The sequence below is a fragment of the Methylophilus sp. E2MeOHC9 genome, assembly GCF_058744375.1.
In genome coordinates, this window is the sequence record NZ_CP196024.1 from 1,772,626 (window position 1) to 1,787,945 (window position 15,320).

The window sequence follows — 15,320 nt, forward strand, 5'->3', positions numbered from 1 at the left end:
TTAATTGGCTCCATTATCTGCAGGAGAGTTGGCTTCAGGCGGTTTGGAGGTTGTTTGGCTGGCGTCTGTCACACTGAGAAGTAATCGTCCCTGGGTGTTAATGGAAAGCTCGAATGCCTGGTGCGGTTGCAGTGGAATGTCGGCACCGATAATGTCCGGGCGTATCGGTAATTGCGCGCCACCGCGGTTGATCAGCGCTGCCAGCTCTATCAAGCCCGGGCGGCCATAATCAAATAGTTCGTTAATGACTGCGCGCACGGTACGGCCAGTATAAAAAATATCGTCTATTAAAATGATGTGCCTGTCATTGACGTCAAAAGGGATATGGCCAGGCTGGGCGGTTGTTTTCATGCCGCGTCTGGCGTAGTCATCGCGGTACATGGAGGCATTCAGTTTGCCATGCGCGATGTCGCGGCCGAGGTCGTTTTGCAGGCGTTGCAACAGTTTTTCCATCAACCACACGCCGCCGGTATAGATGCCGACCAAAGCGGTGTTGTCATGGATGCGCGGTTTTAATTGGTCGTAAAGCTGATCCAGTAGTTGTTCGGGGTCAGGCAGTATCATGAGAGTCCTGTGCTATGAACGTGAGTGATAAGCGTCAAAGTAAGATTGTAATATAGTTTGTGCGGCAACCTGGTCCAAATGTTGTTTCTGCGCGCGGCCCCTGATGCCTGCCTCACGCAGTGACTGCGCTGCTTCGGCCGAAGTCAGGCGCTCGTCTACCATCATCACCGGCAGGTTAAAGCGGCCTTCCAGCCGCTGGGCAAATTTTTGTGCCAGCGCGGTCATGGCATGGGCATCACCATCCATGGTCATCGGCAGGCCTACGATCAGTAACACCGGTTGCCATTCCTGCAAGAGTGAGGCTATCTGGTCAAACTTTCCGGCATTGTCTTCTGCGGCGATGGTCAGTAAGGGGTGCGCCAAGGCGAGCAAGGTCTCGCCCACCGCCACGCCTACACGTTTTTCACCAAAGTCAAACGCGAGCACGGTGCCGCTGATATCAGGGTAGCGGCGTTCTCTAATAGGCAGGTGGCTTTGATTCAGGGGTTGCTTGCCGTGCTTGAGCGCTTCAGGCATGCCCTGCCACCTCGGACAGGGTGGCATAATCCACCCCAAGTTGCTGCATGGCCCATAACACCTTGTCATCGTTTGGCAGGGTGAATATGAGTTTATGCAGATGTTCGCTGTCTTCCAGGGGTAAAGTGAGCCAGGCATTCGCCTGGATCTCATCCTCCAGCTGGCCGGAAGACCAGCCGGTGTAACCGAGGGCGATAAACATATCCTGCGGCGCCTCGTCGCGGGCCGCTGCTTCCAGGATATCCTTGGAAGACGTCATCGCCAGCCCTTCAGACAAACCTAAAGTCGTATTGAATTCTGTGGCAGGCGTATGCAACACAAAACCGCGTTCGACTTGCACCGGTCCGCCAAAATGCACCAGTCTATCCTGCTGATGCGGGGCATCACACGCCATTTCAAGTTGTTCAAACAAGTCGCCGACATTGAGTTGCAGAGGATGGTTGAGGATCATGCCCATGGCCCCATCATCATCGTGACTGCAGATCAGGATCACGCTTTTGCTGAAGTAAGGGTCTTGCATGGCCGGCATGGCGATCAGGATCTGGCCGGTCAGGTTTAATCGTTCGTTGATGTCAGATAAAGGTAATTGTTCACTCATACAGATGGCGCTTCCTCTTCACTGAGGTAGCCGGTGATTTCCAGGCCGAAGCCATCCATGCTTGGCATTTTGCGCGGCGCGGCCATCAGGCGCATTTTTTTCACACCCAGGTTCAGCAAGATCTGTGAGCCTATGCCGTAATTACGTAACTCCTGATTGAGAGTGATTTTCTGGTCAGCCCGCAAAATCCTGTCTGTCAGCCCCAGCCCATCTTCATCATGGTTAATCAGCACAATGACGCCACACGGAGCGTTGCTGATGGTGCGCATGGCTTGTAACAGATTCCAGCTATGCGATTGATGGCTGCTATCCAGCAGGTCTATCATGGATAAAGGCTCGTGTACGCGCACCAGGGTTTCTTCAGCGGTTTGCGGGTCGCCTTTGACCAGTACCAGATGGGTTTCCTGCGCGATATTGTCGCGATAGGCGATCAGTTGCATGGGCCCGTAAGCTGTTTCAATTTTGCGCTCGGCACTGCGTTCAATCAGGGTCTCATGCGCGGCACGGTAATGAATCAGGTCGGCAATGGTGCCGATGCGGATGTCATGCTCGGCAGCTACTTGCATCAAATCCGGCAGGCGCGCCATTTCACCGTCATCTTTGAGGATTTCGCAGATCACGCTGGCAGGTTCGCAACCGGCCAGTTGCGCCAGGTCGCAGCCCGCTTCAGTGTGTCCGGCGCGCACCAGTACGCCGCCGTTCATCGCCCCGATCGGGAAGATATGGCCCGGGCTGACGATATCGGTGGCATTGGCGTTTTTGGCGATGGCTGCGCGGATAGTCGTGGCGCGGTCGGCGGCTGAAATGCCCGTGGTGACACCTTCTGCCGCTTCAATCGATACGGTGAAGTTGGTGCCCAGGCGCGTGCCGTTTTTGCGGGTCATCGGTGGCAAATTCAGCTGGCGGCAACGTTGTTCTGTCAATGTCAGGCAAATCAGGCCACGGCCATACTTGGCCATAAAATTGATGTGTTCTGCGGTGACGAATTCAGCCGCGATCACAAAGTCGCCTTCGTTTTCCCTGTGTTCGTCGTCTACCAGGATGACCATTTTTCCGGCACGGATGTCGGCAATAATCGCTTCAATAGTACTGATCTGTGCCGACATTATTCCTGCTCCCAGGCTTGCATGCGCTCAACATAGCGCGCGATTAAATCAATTTCCAGATTCACTGCATCTCCGGGTTTGGCAAACTGCATGATAGTGTGTTGCATGGTATGGGGGATCAGGTTGATGCTGGCTTCATCCTGCGTGATGGCATTGACTGTCAGGCTGACGCCATTCACACATAATGAGCCTTTTTGTGCGATATATTTGCTCAGCGCATGCGGGGCACGCACTTTCAGCAACCAGCATTCGCCTACGGGTTCCAATGCGGTAATGGTGCCTACGCCATCGACATGGCCGGTAACGAGGTGGCCGCCAAGCCGGTCAGCCAGCCGCAAGGCTTTCTCCAGGTTCACCGGCCCGGGCTTGCTTAGCCCGGAGGTGACTTCCAGCGTGACTTTAGACGCCATCACTTCAAAAGTATTGTGGTCCAGGCTGGTCACGGTGAGGCATACACCATTGACGGCGATGCTATCCCCCAGCTGGACATCTTGCAGACCTAAATCGGAAGCTTCGATACGTAATGCGCGATCGTCGCCGTGCGTGACTACGTCGGCGATGTGGCCGACGGTTTGAATAATCCCAGTGAACATGGTGTGATTTTATCAGTGCTGCATGCTAAAGTAATCACATTCCCACAACATTTTTCATAATCCAATATTTTTTCATACTTGGCCGGGTGAGCATATGCGTTTAGATGATCTGGAAGAAAGTCAGCATGTAGAAGACAGTCGTGGCCGTGGCCTGATCGGTGGCCGCAGTATCGGCATAGGCACAATTGCCATTGCACTGGTGGTGATGTATTTCGGCGTAGACCCCAATCTGGTCCTGAACCTGGCGCAACAAGGGCAGCCTGCTGCGCAAACTTCAGCTGCGCCTGCAGATAGCAATGACCCAAAAGTGAAGTTTGTTGCCAAAGTCTTGTGGAGTACCGAACAGGTCTGGCAAGAAATATTCACTTCGGCAGGCAAGCAGTACAGCGCGCCCAATCTGGAGATTTTCGGAGGTGCCACGCAAACCGCCTGCGGCCAGGGCCAGGCAGCGATGGGGCCGTTTTATTGCCCGGCCGACCAAAAGGTCTATATCGACCTGAGTTTTTACCAGGAACTGCAAGAGCGTTTCAAGGCGCCTGGTGATTTTGCGCAGGCTTATGTGATTGCGCACGAGGTAGGTCACCACGTTCAAAACCTGCTGGGCACTTCGCAAAAAGTGCAGCAGGCAAGGCAACAGGCTGGCTCAGAAGCCGATGCCAATGCTTATTCGGTCAAACTGGAATTGCAGGCGGACTGCTATGCCGGTGTGTGGGCGCACCATGCCAACCAGCAATTCCGTATCCTGGAAGACGGTGATATTGAAGAAGCGCTACGTGCAGCCACCGCCATTGGCGATGACACCTTGCAAAAGCAGGCGCAAGGCTACGCGGTGCCAGACAGCTTTACCCATGGCAGTGCCGAACAACGGGTGCAATGGTTTAAAACAGGGCTGCAATCCGGCAGCGTGAACGACTGCAATACATTTAAAACATCAGCATAGCAGTATGGAATTTAAGGTATGACCCAACAAGGTAATTCTGCGCCCGCATCTGCAACCGATCTGCCAGACGATCAACATCTGATTGAAACCACGATTTCCAGCGAGATTCTGGCACAGGGCAACATGCTCACCGTACGCTATGACGAAGCGCGCTTGCCCAATGGCACTGTGAGTGGCCGTGAGTATGTCACCCATCCTGGCGCTGTGGTAGTCGTGGCGTTGACCGAAGATGGTGGGGTGGTGCTGGAAAGGCAGTTCCGCTATCCACTCAAACAGGTATTTATAGAACTGCCAGCCGGTAAGATCGATCACGGTGAACCCGTATTGCAGACCGGCCAACGCGAGTTGCTGGAGGAAACCGGCTATCGTGCCACTGCTTGGGTGAAACTGGGTATCCAGCATCCTTGTATCGGTTATTCGAATGAGGTGATTCATATCTACCTGGCAACCGGGCTGGCCTTGGGCGAGCATGCCAGGGATATTGATGAAGCAATGGATGTGTTTGTCTGGCCATTTGCACGTGTGATGCAAGCGATTGAAACCGGAGAAATCACCGATAGTAAAACCATGGGCGCCATGTTGCTGGCTGAGCGTTATTTGCGTCAGCATCCCGTATCAGGATTGAGTATTTAGAGAGAACGTGAATGAAGGTATTACAGATAGGCTGCGGTGGTTTAGGTACCTTGATCGCGCAGCAAACCCTCACGCATGGGCATGAACTGACGATAGTGCGTCGTTCCAGACAAGGGGTGCCGGAGGGTGCGCAGGTATTGCACCTGGATGTGGTTGCCGATGAGGCGTTGCCGGCGCTGGCTGAATTGCAGCCTGAAATCCTGCTCTATTGCCTGGCGCCCGTAGAAGGACAGTCTTATCAGCAAACCTATGTGCAAGGTTTAAAAAATGTACTGGCGCAAGTGTCCAAATCGGCGTTGCGGCACGTATTTTTTATCTCCAGCACCGGCATTTATGGCGAACATCAGGGTGAGTTCATTGATGACAGCACTGCCGTATTACCGGCTGACGCTGATGGGCAGGTCATGCTGGATGCCGAGCGTCTGCTTTATGATTTGCCCTGCGGGCATTCTGCTTTACGCGTGTCGGGTATTTATGGCCCGCAACGGTTGTATTTATTACGCGCCGTGCAAGATCCGGCCCGCTGGCCTAAGCATGCGCACTGGACTAACCGTATTCATGAGCAGGATGTGGCGCGGGCGGTGGTGCATTTGTATGAGCAGGTGGCGAACCAGGCGGTGTTGCCCGCGCATTGTATTGTAACGGATGGCGTGCCTGCCTTGCAGCACGAGGTGTTGCAGTGGATGGCGGGTCAATTGCAAGTGCCGTTGCCAGATACGCCGCCTATGCAGCCGCAATCTGGCAAACGTATCACCAACCAGTTTTTGCCGCAAAGCGGGTTTAAGTTGCAGTTCGCCGATTATCAGGCAGGTTATGCCGCGATATTGGCCGCTAAGTAATGATTGCCAGTCTTTAGTTGAGTGGTCCGGTGCGTAAGTCATCCCATTTTGGTTACAAGGTAGAAAGAATTTGCTAACGATGTTGAAAGTATTACTTGTTGCCGGGCTGATATTCAATAACGTGGTCGCCGTTGCTGATGACGGAGAGGGCTTTCAGTTATGGGTAGCCGCATTGCGACAAGAGGCGCTGACTCTGCATATTGCGCCGCAAGCGGTCGATGTGACGCTCAACCAGGTGACTTACCTGCCAAAAGTGATAGAGCTGGATCGTAAACAGCCTGAGTTTGTCACCAGTTTCTCAGCCTATGTGAACCGCCGTATCAACCAGCGCGTGGTCAATAAAGGCAAGCAGATGCTGCAGGATTACCAGGGCGTGTTGTATGTGGTCGAAGAGTTGTACCAGGTGCCCAAGGAGGTCCTGGTGGCTTTTTGGGGGCTGGAAACCAACTTTGGCGGCTTTATGGGCGATATTCCGCTTGCCTCGGCGCTGGCCACATTGTCTTATGAGGGGCGGCGTGCCGAATTCTTCAAGCGCGAGCTACTCAACCTGATGCGCGTGGTCGAGCGCGAGCATAGGTACGATAGCCCGGTCACTGGTTCCTGGGCGGGCGCCACCGGGCACATGCAATTTATGCCGAGCACCTTGCTCAAATATGGTGTGGACGCGGATGCGGATGGCAAAATTGATATCTGGGGTTCGTATCCGGATATATTCAGTTCAGCTGCCAATTATCTGTCACAGGCAGGTTGGCAATCAGGTAAGCCCATCAGCCTGCTGGTGGCGCTGCCACCCGGGTTTGATTACAGCCAGGCGCAGTTGCAGCTAAATAAACCGGTGAGTGAATGGGTCAAACTTGGCGTAGTCGGCATACCTGAAAATGCATTGAATCTGCTGCAAGCAGCCATCATTCTGCCGCAGGGTTTTGATGGCCCTGCCTATATGGTATTCCCTAATTTTGATGTGATCATGCAGTGGAACCGTTCGGTGAATTATGCGCTGAGTGTGAGCCTGTTGAGTCAGCAATTACGGCAAGATATGTATACGCTGGCGATGCCGCCCGAACCGCCAGCCCTCAGCTACCAGCAAATGTGGGCATTGCAGGAAGCGCTGAATGCAAAAGGGTTTGACAGCGGCACGCCGGATGGCTTTCCCGGTGCTAAAACACAGGCAGCCATCCGCCGTTACCAGGCGACGCAAAAACTTCCCCTGGATGGTTATCCTGGGGTGGAGATATTTAACCGCCTGACGTCAGAACCTTGATGGCGCGATGGTAAACTTGCTCACTTGCGGGTTTTGAACCATCCGGTCACGCTCATACGGGCTTGTGTTGCCGGTAGGACGGCATGCCAGAACCTGTCCGATAAAAACAATACCAGCCTGCCACCTATTGGTGCAATATTGATATGAGCGGCCTCTGGCAAAGGCGCCGCAGTGTGCTGGCCGGTATATAAACGTAATTCCCCGCCTGCGTCTTTCGGCCAGACCTCATTTAAATAGATAATCAAAGTCAGTGCGCGGGAGCCCGGGCCTTGTTTGTGCTGGTGGAACTGGTCTATATGCGTGCTATAGCCTGCGGAACCGGCTGGGTAGACTGCAAAATGTGTTTCAATCTCGTCCAGCCCCATCATCAGGTTTCTATTCACCAGTAATTTCAGCTCGGCTAGCAGCGCAAAATATTGGCGCACAGTCGGGTGTTCGTCGCTTTCATCCAGCCAGGCGATCTGGTCTCCGCGCAATGCCGGGTTGGTGACAGCGTTTTTGCTAGTACCCGCCTGATGCATGGCACCTTCTTGCTGGCTGGCCAGTGCCAGAGTGCGCAGGGATGCGATCAAGTCGTCAGGGATAAACCGATCAATCACACAATAGTGCTGGCGAGTCAGGGTGTCGAGTAACTGCGTTGCCATGTCGTCAGGCAAAAGGGCGGGGGCGATATCGTTGGAATTCATGGCGATATTATAAGGCGGATACCATTGCCTATCAGCCTGCTTTCGGATAGAATGCGCAACCTTATTGATTTGCAGCATGACTGTGAATTTATAGTCGCGTAGCTCAGCTGGTTAGAGCACCACCTTGACATGGTGGGGGTCGATGGTTCGAGTCCATTCGCGACTACCAGATAATAAAAAGCCACCTCAGTGAGGTGGCTTTTTTGTTTTGAGCTATTTTTGGGGTGATGCCAGGGTTTTTATGCCCTGTCTGGACAGGACGCATACGGTGTCCCGTTGCGGATTTTTCACGCGCTGTGCGATAATGTTTGTTTGGCTGTAAAGTAAGCGCCATGCGCTTGTTTTTATAGTGATTTTAACCTGAGTGAGAGAGATACATGCCTGTAATACGCTTGCCTGATGGGTCTACCAGAAGCTTTGAGCAGTCGGTGACCGTGGCGGATGTCGCGATGAATATTGGTGCCGGTCTGGCAAAGGCTGCATTGGCAGGCAAAGTCACGCAACCAGGACAAGAAGCGAAACTGGTGGATACCAGTTACCTGATTGAACAGGATGTCGATCTCGCTATCATTACCGATAAGAACGACGAAGGCCTGGATGTTATCCGGCATTCTACCGCTCACTTACTGGCTTATGCAGTCAAAGAACTGTTCCCCGATGCGCAGGTCACCATAGGCCCGGTGATTGATAATGGTTTTTACTATGACTTCAGCTACAAGCGCCCATTTACACCGGATGACTTGGCCGCCATTGAAAAGAAAATGGTCGAGCTGGCCAAAAAAGACGAAAAAGTGGAGCGCAAGGTATTGCCTCGCGATGAAGCGGTCGCCTATTTCAAAAGTATCAACGAGCATTACAAAGCCGAGATTATTGCCAGCATCCCCAGCAATGAGGATGTGTCGCTATATTCAGAAGGTGGCTTTACCGATCTGTGTCGCGGCCCGCACGTGCCAAATACCGGCAAGCTGAAAGCGTTCAAACTGATGAAACTGGCCGGCGCTTACTGGCGTGGCGACAGTAATAACGAAATGTTGCAGCGTGTTTACGGTACTGCCTGGCGCAATAAAGATGAGCTGGAAGCTTATTTGCATATGCTGGAAGAAGCCGAAAAGCGCGACCATCGCAAGCTTGGCAAGCAGCTGGATTTCTATCATATGCAGGACGATGCACCTGGTATGGTGTTCTGGCATCCGCGCGGCTGGGTGATCTGGCAAGAAGTCGAGCAATATATGCGGGCCAAGTTCAAAGAGTACGACTATCAGGAAGTGCGTACGCCGACAGTGCTGGATAAAACCCTGTGGGAAAAATCCGGCCACTGGCAAAACTACCGCGACAACATGTTTGTCACGCAATCGGAAAGCCGCGATTACGCAGTCAAGCCGATGAACTGCCCCGGACATATCCAGATTTTCAACAGCAGCCTGCATAGCTACCGTGATTTGCCTTTGCGCCTGGCGGAGTTTGGCTCGTGCCACCGTAACGAGCCTTCTGGCTCCTTGCACGGCCTGATGCGCGTGCGCGGCTTTACCCAGGATGACGCCCATATTTTCTGTATGGAATCGCAAGTCGAAGCCGAAGTAGCAGACTTCATCAAGATGTTGTACGAAGTTTACAAAGACTTCGGTTTTGATGATGTGATCGTCAAGTTATCTACCCGCCCTGAAAAACGTGTCGGTACTGAAGAAGCCTGGGATATGGCGGAAACTGCATTGGCCAATGCCATTAAAGCCAATGGTCTGGAATTCGAATACCAGCCGGGCGAGGGTGCCTTTTATGGCCCGAAAATCGAGTTTACACTGAAAGATTCACTGGGCCGGATGTGGCAATGTGGCACTATCCAGCTTGACCCTAACTTGCCAGAGCGCTTGGGGGCAGAGTATGTCGCTGAAGATAATTCACGTCAGAGGCCTATCATGTTGCACCGCGCCATCGTCGGCTCCATGGAGCGTTTCCTTGGTATCCTGATTGAAAACTTTGCTGGCGCGATGCCAGCGTGGCTGGCACCAGTGCAGGTCATGGTGTTGAATATTTCTGATGGCCAAGCCGATTATGTACGCCAAGTGGTTGAAAGTTTGAAGAAAAATGGCATTCGATGCGATTTTGACTTGAGAAATGAGAAGATTACCTATAAAATACGCGAACATAGTTTGCAGAAGTTGCCATACCTGATCGTGGTGGGCGACAAGGAAATGCAAAATGGTCAAGTGGCCGTACGTACCAGAAAAGGTGAAGATCTGGGTGTGATGACGGTAGACGCGTTTGTAACGCGTGTGCAGCAAGACATCCAAAGCAAGGTCTGATTTTCCTTGGTGCCGTGCGGCTTTGTTTATTGTTTAGGGGATTGTTATAGCTCAAGATAAAGATACACGCATCAATGGCGATATTACCGCGCCACAAGTGCGTTTAGTTGGTGTAGATGGCGAACCGTTAGGTGTGATGACTCTGAGAGAGGCCTTTGCCAAAGCGGAAGAAGCTGATATTGATATTGTTGAAATTGCACCAAATGCTGCACCACCAGTGTGCCGTTTGATGGATTATGGCAAATTCAAATACGCCGAGAGCAAACGTCTGCATGAGCAAAAGCTGAAACAAAAACAGGTGCAAATTAAAGAGGTCAAGTTCAGGCCCGGCACCGATGATGGCGATTACAACATCAAGTTACGTAATATCATCCGCTTTTTGGGCGATGGTGATAAAGCAAAGATTACTTTGCGCTTCCGTGGGCGTGAGATTACGCACCAGGAATTTGGTTTGGCCCTGTTAAAACGTCTGGAAGCGGATTTGTCAGAGCACGCTTTGGTTGAGCAATATCCTAAAATGGAAGGCCGCCAAATGGTGATGGTGCTTGCACCGGCAAAGAAAGCGATACCAGTCGTGAAAAAAGCAGATAAACCTGCTGAAAAAGAAACGCCAGCCGCTGAATGATTTCGGCGCAAAAGTTTTAAAGCAATACATAAAGTTTTTTTGGAGTAATACGGCTAAATTGGCTGCCTAGTTACTCTCTATTCAACCTCTAAGGAGACCAAAATGCCAAAGATGAAAACAAAGAGCAGCGCCAAAAAGCGCTTCAAGTTCTTGGGTAATGGTAAAGTGAAGCGTACGCACTCTCACTTGCGCCATATTCTGACCAAGAAAACCACCAAGCAAAAACGTAAGCTGCGCGGTACTTCCATTATTTCTGCAACTGATGTCAAACGCGTTCGCGCAATGATGCCAACACAATAAGGAGACCGATATGCCTAGAGTAAAACGTGGCGTCATAGCCCGCGCAAGACACAAGAAAGTTTTAAAAGCCGCTAAAGGTTACCGTGGTCGTCGTAAGAACGTTTACCGCGTTGCCAAGCAGGCAGTGATGAAAGCCGGTCAATACGCATACCGTGACCGTCGTCAGAAAAAACGGCAATTCCGTACTTTGTGGATTGCGCGTATCAACGCTGCAGCCCGTGAAGCTGGTTTGACATATAGCCGTTTCATGAATGGCTTGAAAAAAGCTGCGGTTGAAGTAGACCGTAAAGTATTGGCTGACCTGGCTGTGTTTGATAAAGCTGCTTTCGCTAAATTCGTAGAATTGGCAAAATCAGGTTTAAGCGCCTAGTCTGACCTAACGAAAAAAGAGGCTGCGGCCTCTTTTTTTTATTTCAATCGCTGTACAAAACACAATTGCTAGAAAATATACCTATGGCCGATCTTAATCCCTTAATCGCAGAAGCACAGCAAGATTTTGCTAACTGTCATGATGTGCCTGCCCTGGAAAATGCCAAAGCTAAATACTTGGGAAAATCTGGCGCGCTCACCGAAGCCTTAAAAGGCCTTGGCAAACTGTCTGCCGAAGAACGTCCGGCAGCCGGCGCTGCGATTAATGTGGTTAAACAGGCGGTAGAGCAGGCACTCAATGCGCGCCGCGACAGCATTCTCGCCGCTGAACAAGCCAAACAACTGGCAAGTGAAAGCATTGATGTCACCTTGCCTGCCCGTACCCAGTCTGCTGGCGGCTTGCACCCGGTGACGTTGACTTTACGCAGGGTAGAAGCGCTGTTTCATTCGATTGGATTTAGCGTGGCGAATGGCCCCGAGATCGAAACGGATTTTTATAATTTCACTGCGTTGAATATTCCTGATAATCATCCTGCACGTGCCATGCATGACACTTTCTATGTGGATAGCGGTAATGACAGCATGGAGCATGTGCTACGTACGCACACGTCGCCCGTGCAGGTGCATTACATGCAAGATAACACGCCTCCGCTGAAGATTATCGCGCCTGGCCGTGTCTATCGTGTGGATTCCGATGCCACCCATTCACCTATGTTCCACCAGGTGGAAGGTTTATGGGTCGATGAGCAGATCAGCTTTGCCAATTTAAAAGGCGTGGTGCAGGATTTCCTACAGAAATTCTTTGAACGCGATGACCTAACGGTGCGTTTCCGCCCTTCATTCTTCCCGTTCACCGAACCCTCTGCCGAAATGGACATGAGCTGGAACGGCGGCTGGCTGGAGATTGGTGGTTGCGGCATGGTGCATCCTGAAGTTCTTAAGCACGTGAATATCGACAGCGAAAAATACCGCGGCTTTGCCTTCGGTCTCGGTGTCGAGCGTCTGGCCATGCTGCGCTATGGTGTGAATGATTTACGTCACTTTTTTAATAATGACCTGCGCTTTTTGCAGCAGTTTATTAAATAACCGCCCGTTACTTTTAACTCTGATTAATTAGGTAAAGACAAGAATATGCAGTTCTCAGAACAATGGTTACGCTCTATGGTCAATCCAGCGCTGGATACTGCGCAATTGGGTCACGCATTGACCATGGCTGGTCTCGAAGTGGAGGAGTTGACCTCGGTCGCACCTGCTTTTAACCGCATTGTTGTTGCAGAAATTCTGGAAGCGGGCAAGCATCCGGATGCAGACCGTTTGCAGGTCTGTAAAGTCAATGTCGGCGGCGAGATACTGCAGATCGTATGTGGTGCAGCCAATGCCCGTGCGGGCCTGAAAGCGCCTTGTGCCCTGGTCGGTGCCGAGTTGCCAGGCATTAGCATCAAGCAGGCCAAAGTGCGCGGTGTCGAATCCTTTGGCATGATGTGTTCAGCCAAAGAACTGGGCATTGCCACTGAAGCGAATGGCATTCTAGAGCTGCCAGCGGATGCACCAGTCGGGCAGGATATCCGTGAGTATCTTGACCTGAACGATCACACATATACGCTCAAGCTCACCCCAAACCGTGCCGATTGCCTGAGTATTCTCGGTATTGCACGCGATGTGGTCGCCATGACCGGCGCGCCTATACAAGCGCCAGCCATTCAGACAGCAACTGTCGATAGCCAACACACCAAGGCCGTCACAATTGCCGCCAGCGAGGCATGCCCAGCCTATTACGGCAGGGTGGTTGAAGGCGTCAATGCACAAGCTGCAACGCCAGATTGGATGGTGCGCAGACTTGAACGCAGCGGCATCCGCAGCATCAGCGCCCTGGTTGATATCACCAATTACGTATTACTTGAACTAGGCCAGCCATTACATGCCTTTGACCTGAACTTGCTGCAAGGCGATATTCAGGTGCGTTTTGCGCAAGCGGGCGAAAAACTGGCGCTACTGAACGATACTGAAATCACTTTAAAAACGGATGACCTGGTGATTGCAGATGCTAATGGTCCAGTCGCTTTGGCTGGTATTATGGGCGGCAAACCTAGCTCAGTCAGTGATGCAACACAGGCTATTTTCCTGGAAAGTGCGTTCTTCACGCCAGATATCATGGCCGGCAAAGCACGTCGTCTGGGCCTGAGTACTGACTCTTCCTACCGTTTTGAACGTGGCGTCGATTTCGGCAATACCTTGCAAGCATTAGAGCGCGCAACTGCGCTGGTGCTTGAGATCTGTGGCGGCAAGGCCGGTGCAGTCACCACCAGCACCAACCAGTTGCCAGCACGTAAACAGGTCACCTTGCGCTATGACCGATTGATTTCAGTGCTTGGCATTGATATTAGTGCAGCGCAAGTTGGCCAGCTACTGACGCAATTAGGATTCGTGTATAGCGAAACCAGTGGTGTGTTTAAAGTCAGTGCACCTAGCTTCCGCTTCGATATTGCGCGTGAAGAAGATTTAATTGAAGAAGTCGCGCGCCTGCATGGCTATGAACATATCCCTGCATTGACGCCAGTCGCTTCACAAGCCATGCTGGCCGCGCCGGAAGCCCAGCGTCACCCCGATCACTTGCGTGACGTCATGGTGCAGCAAGGCTACCAGGAAGTCATCACCTACAGCTTTGTCGATGCTGCCTGGGAGCGTGATCTGTACGGCAACCAGCATCCAATCTCCCTGAAGAATCCAATCGCCAGCAACCTGAGCGTGATGCGCTCTGGTTTATGGGGTGGTTTGCTCGATACTTTGAGCTACAACCTCAATCGCCAGCAATCGCGCGCACTGTTATTTGAAGTAGGCAGCAGATATGCGCGTGAGGCACAAGGTTATGTTGAAACCCTGGCTTTATCCGGGCTATGTTACGGCAATGCATTGCCTGAGCAATGGGGCAGTGCAGCCCAAGCCTTTGATTTTTATGATGCGAAAGCACACGTTGAGGCCTTGTTTGCCCAGCCAGTACGTTTTGTGTCTGAGCAGCATCCGGCATTACATCCTGGCCAGTCAGCGCGTATTTTCGTCGGTGAAAAAGCCGTTGGCTGGCTGGGTAAACTACACCCGCAATGGCAACAGCAATATCAATTGAATCAGGCCTGTTTCCTGTTTGAAATTGATGCAGAAGCTATCCAGGCCAGTCAGGTTCCGGCTTACCAGGAAGTCAGTAAATTTTTGCCGGTGCGTCGCGACCTGGCCATGGTTGTTGAGCAAAATATCTCTGCACAAGACATGATAAATGCCATTATTGCAGAGAAAATTCCGCAGCTGCAAACAGTGAAATTGTTTGATGTTTACCAGGGAAAAGGCGTGCCAGAAAACAAAAAAAGCCTTGCATTTCTTGTACTTATGCAAGATACTGGCAAAACTATGGTCGATGAGGAAGTGGATGCAATCGTGTCACAAATCCTCAAAAATTGGTCATCAAATTTTTCTGCAGCACTACGTTAAATTTCGAACATCGCTACGATAGTTTTTGAACATCACTAGGATAGTTCTTGAAATAGTGCCAGGATAATTTCGAAATAGTATCTGGCATATTCTCTGGGAAAATCATTGGATTAAACCCGAATAACCAGTTGATTTAATACTAGCGTCATCTCACATAATAAGAAGGTTCAGGGGATCGTTAATGACACTCACAAAAGCTGACTTGGCTGATTTGTTGTTTGAACAAGTCGGGTTAAACAAACGTGAAGCCAAAGACATGGTGGAAGCGTTTTTTGAAGAAGTGCGTAATGCACTGGAAAACGGCGATAGCGTAAAACTTTCCGGATTCGGTAATTTTGAATTACGCACCAAATCCGAACGCCCAGGCCGTAACCCAAAAACAGGTGAAGAAATACCAATTTCGGCACGTCGCGTGGTGACTTTCCATGCCAGCCAAAAATTGAAGTTACGGGTTGAAGAGCATTACGCAGAACAACCCTTGCAAGCCCAAGCATAATTTAATATCCAGAC

17 protein-coding genes and 1 tRNA gene are annotated in these 15,320 nt (G+C 51.5%); 12 read left to right on the top strand and 6 right to left on the bottom strand.

Translation table 11 applies throughout. From position 1 onward, the window contains the following. Genes pyrR through ACSSVF_RS08600 form a run of 5 tightly spaced genes read right to left on the bottom strand, consistent with a single transcriptional unit; the run spans position 1 to position 3,377 of the window. On the bottom strand, positions 1–564 hold the full coding sequence (pyrR, locus tag ACSSVF_RS08580) for a bifunctional pyr operon transcriptional regulator/uracil phosphoribosyltransferase PyrR (protein ID WP_492402845.1): 564 nt from the start codon (positions 562–564) through the stop codon (positions 1–3). A gap of 12 nt (positions 565–576) precedes the next feature. Then, positions 577–1,080, bottom strand: coding sequence for a Holliday junction resolvase RuvX (ruvX, locus tag ACSSVF_RS08585; protein WP_492402847.1), 504 nt, complete (start codon positions 1,078–1,080; stop codon positions 577–579). After that, positions 1,073–1,678: a YqgE/AlgH family protein gene (locus ACSSVF_RS08590; RefSeq protein ID WP_492402849.1), complete on the bottom strand. Its 606-nt coding sequence runs from the start codon at positions 1,676–1,678 to the stop codon at positions 1,073–1,075. Before ACSSVF_RS08590 ends, ruvX begins: the two co-directional genes overlap by 8 nt. Then, entirely contained in the window at positions 1,675–2,784 is a 1,110-nt protein-coding gene (gene ribBA, locus ACSSVF_RS08595; protein WP_492402851.1) for a bifunctional 3,4-dihydroxy-2-butanone-4-phosphate synthase/GTP cyclohydrolase II, read from the bottom strand. Before ribBA ends, ACSSVF_RS08590 begins: the two co-directional genes overlap by 4 nt. After that, on the bottom strand, positions 2,784–3,377 hold the full coding sequence (locus tag ACSSVF_RS08600; RefSeq protein ID WP_492402853.1) for a riboflavin synthase: 594 nt from the start codon (positions 3,375–3,377) through the stop codon (positions 2,784–2,786). The genes ribBA and ACSSVF_RS08600 overlap by 1 nt, the downstream gene beginning before the upstream one ends. Positions 3,378–3,471: 94 nt before the next feature. Between ACSSVF_RS08600 and ypfJ the strand changes: the two genes are divergently transcribed. From ypfJ to ACSSVF_RS08620, 4 genes are all read left to right on the top strand, one after another. Next, on the top strand, positions 3,472–4,317 hold the full coding sequence (gene ypfJ / locus ACSSVF_RS08605; protein ID WP_492402855.1) for a KPN_02809 family neutral zinc metallopeptidase: 846 nt from the start codon (positions 3,472–3,474) through the stop codon (positions 4,315–4,317). An 18-nt stretch (positions 4,318–4,335) separates the two neighbouring features. Then, entirely contained in the window at positions 4,336–4,950 is a 615-nt protein-coding gene (locus tag ACSSVF_RS08610; RefSeq protein WP_492402857.1) for an NUDIX domain-containing protein, read from the top strand. An 11-nt stretch (positions 4,951–4,961) separates the two neighbouring features. Continuing rightward, positions 4,962–5,789, top strand: a complete 828-nt coding sequence (locus ACSSVF_RS08615) for an NAD-dependent epimerase/dehydratase family protein (RefSeq protein WP_492402859.1) — start codon at positions 4,962–4,964, stop codon at positions 5,787–5,789. A 79-nt stretch (positions 5,790–5,868) separates the two neighbouring features. Next, positions 5,869–7,050 (top strand): lytic murein transglycosylase, encoded by a 1,182-nt coding sequence (locus ACSSVF_RS08620; protein ID WP_492402860.1) that lies wholly within the window; start codon positions 5,869–5,871, stop codon positions 7,048–7,050. A 20-nt stretch (positions 7,051–7,070) separates the two neighbouring features. Here the strand turns inward: ACSSVF_RS08620 and ACSSVF_RS08625 are convergent, their stop codons facing one another. Beyond that, positions 7,071–7,814 (bottom strand): 2OG-Fe(II) oxygenase, encoded by a 744-nt coding sequence (locus ACSSVF_RS08625; protein WP_492402862.1) that lies wholly within the window; start codon positions 7,812–7,814, stop codon positions 7,071–7,073. A 14-nt stretch (positions 7,815–7,828) separates the two neighbouring features. On the opposite strand from ACSSVF_RS08625, the gene ACSSVF_RS08630 reads away from it, so the two are divergent. From ACSSVF_RS08630 to ACSSVF_RS08665, 8 genes are all read left to right on the top strand, one after another. Beyond that, positions 7,829–7,905, top strand: a tRNA-Val gene (locus ACSSVF_RS08630). A gap of 208 nt (positions 7,906–8,113) precedes the next feature. After that, positions 8,114–10,036, top strand: a complete 1,923-nt coding sequence (gene thrS, locus ACSSVF_RS08635; RefSeq protein WP_492402863.1) for a threonine--tRNA ligase — start codon at positions 8,114–8,116, stop codon at positions 10,034–10,036. A gap of 97 nt (positions 10,037–10,133) precedes the next feature. Continuing rightward, on the top strand, positions 10,134–10,661 hold the full coding sequence (gene infC / locus ACSSVF_RS08640) for a translation initiation factor IF-3 (RefSeq protein WP_492402865.1): 528 nt from the start codon (positions 10,134–10,136) through the stop codon (positions 10,659–10,661). 102 nt (positions 10,662–10,763) lie between these two features. Next, a complete protein-coding gene (gene rpmI, locus ACSSVF_RS08645) occupies positions 10,764–10,961 on the top strand; it encodes a 50S ribosomal protein L35 (RefSeq protein WP_019881750.1) in 198 nt (65 codons plus the stop codon). A gap of 10 nt (positions 10,962–10,971) precedes the next feature. Beyond that, on the top strand, positions 10,972–11,331 hold the full coding sequence (rplT, locus tag ACSSVF_RS08650) for a 50S ribosomal protein L20 (protein ID WP_379031113.1): 360 nt from the start codon (positions 10,972–10,974) through the stop codon (positions 11,329–11,331). Between the two features lie 83 nt (positions 11,332–11,414). Beyond that, entirely contained in the window at positions 11,415–12,416 is a 1,002-nt protein-coding gene (gene pheS / locus ACSSVF_RS08655; RefSeq protein WP_492402868.1) for a phenylalanine--tRNA ligase subunit alpha, read from the top strand. A 45-nt stretch (positions 12,417–12,461) separates the two neighbouring features. Continuing rightward, positions 12,462–14,810, top strand: coding sequence for a phenylalanine--tRNA ligase subunit beta (gene pheT / locus ACSSVF_RS08660; RefSeq protein WP_492402870.1), 2,349 nt, complete (start codon positions 12,462–12,464; stop codon positions 14,808–14,810). Positions 14,811–14,991: 181 nt separating this feature from the next. After that, complete coding sequence (locus tag ACSSVF_RS08665; RefSeq protein ID WP_055826063.1) at positions 14,992–15,306, top strand: integration host factor subunit alpha; 315 nt, start codon at positions 14,992–14,994, stop codon at positions 15,304–15,306. Positions 15,307–15,320 lie beyond the last annotated feature (14 nt).

Bases quoted from the DNA above. Each gene is read 5' to 3' on its own strand.
- ACSSVF_RS08600 (WP_492402853.1), bottom strand. From the start codon at position 3,377: ATGTTCACTGGGATTATTCAAACCGTCGGCCACATCGCCGACGTAGTC.
- ruvX (WP_492402847.1), bottom strand. From the start codon at position 1,080: ATGCCTGAAGCGCTCAAGCACGGCAAGCAACCCCTGAATCAAAGCCAC.
- rpmI (WP_019881750.1), top strand. From the start codon at position 10,764: ATGCCAAAGATGAAAACAAAGAGCAGCGCCAAAAAGCGCTTCAAGTTC.
- ACSSVF_RS08625 (WP_492402862.1), bottom strand. From the start codon at position 7,814: ATGCTGCAAATCAATAAGGTTGCGCATTCTATCCGAAAGCAGGCTGAT.
- rplT (WP_379031113.1), top strand. From the start codon at position 10,972: ATGCCTAGAGTAAAACGTGGCGTCATAGCCCGCGCAAGACACAAGAAA.
- ypfJ (WP_492402855.1), top strand. From the start codon at position 3,472: ATGCGTTTAGATGATCTGGAAGAAAGTCAGCATGTAGAAGACAGTCGT.
- pheT (WP_492402870.1), top strand. From the start codon at position 12,462: ATGCAGTTCTCAGAACAATGGTTACGCTCTATGGTCAATCCAGCGCTG.
- ACSSVF_RS08610 (WP_492402857.1), top strand. From the start codon at position 4,336: ATGACCCAACAAGGTAATTCTGCGCCCGCATCTGCAACCGATCTGCCA.
- pheS (WP_492402868.1), top strand. From the start codon at position 11,415: ATGGCCGATCTTAATCCCTTAATCGCAGAAGCACAGCAAGATTTTGCT.
- pyrR (WP_492402845.1), bottom strand. From the start codon at position 564: ATGATACTGCCTGACCCCGAACAACTACTGGATCAGCTTTACGACCAA.
- ribBA (WP_492402851.1), bottom strand. From the start codon at position 2,784: ATGTCGGCACAGATCAGTACTATTGAAGCGATTATTGCCGACATCCGT.
- ACSSVF_RS08615 (WP_492402859.1), top strand. From the start codon at position 4,962: ATGAAGGTATTACAGATAGGCTGCGGTGGTTTAGGTACCTTGATCGCG.
- thrS (WP_492402863.1), top strand. From the start codon at position 8,114: ATGCCTGTAATACGCTTGCCTGATGGGTCTACCAGAAGCTTTGAGCAG.
- ACSSVF_RS08665 (WP_055826063.1), top strand. From the start codon at position 14,992: ATGACACTCACAAAAGCTGACTTGGCTGATTTGTTGTTTGAACAAGTC.
- ACSSVF_RS08620 (WP_492402860.1), top strand. From the start codon at position 5,869: ATGTTGAAAGTATTACTTGTTGCCGGGCTGATATTCAATAACGTGGTC.
- ACSSVF_RS08590 (WP_492402849.1), bottom strand. From the start codon at position 1,678: ATGAGTGAACAATTACCTTTATCTGACATCAACGAACGATTAAACCTG.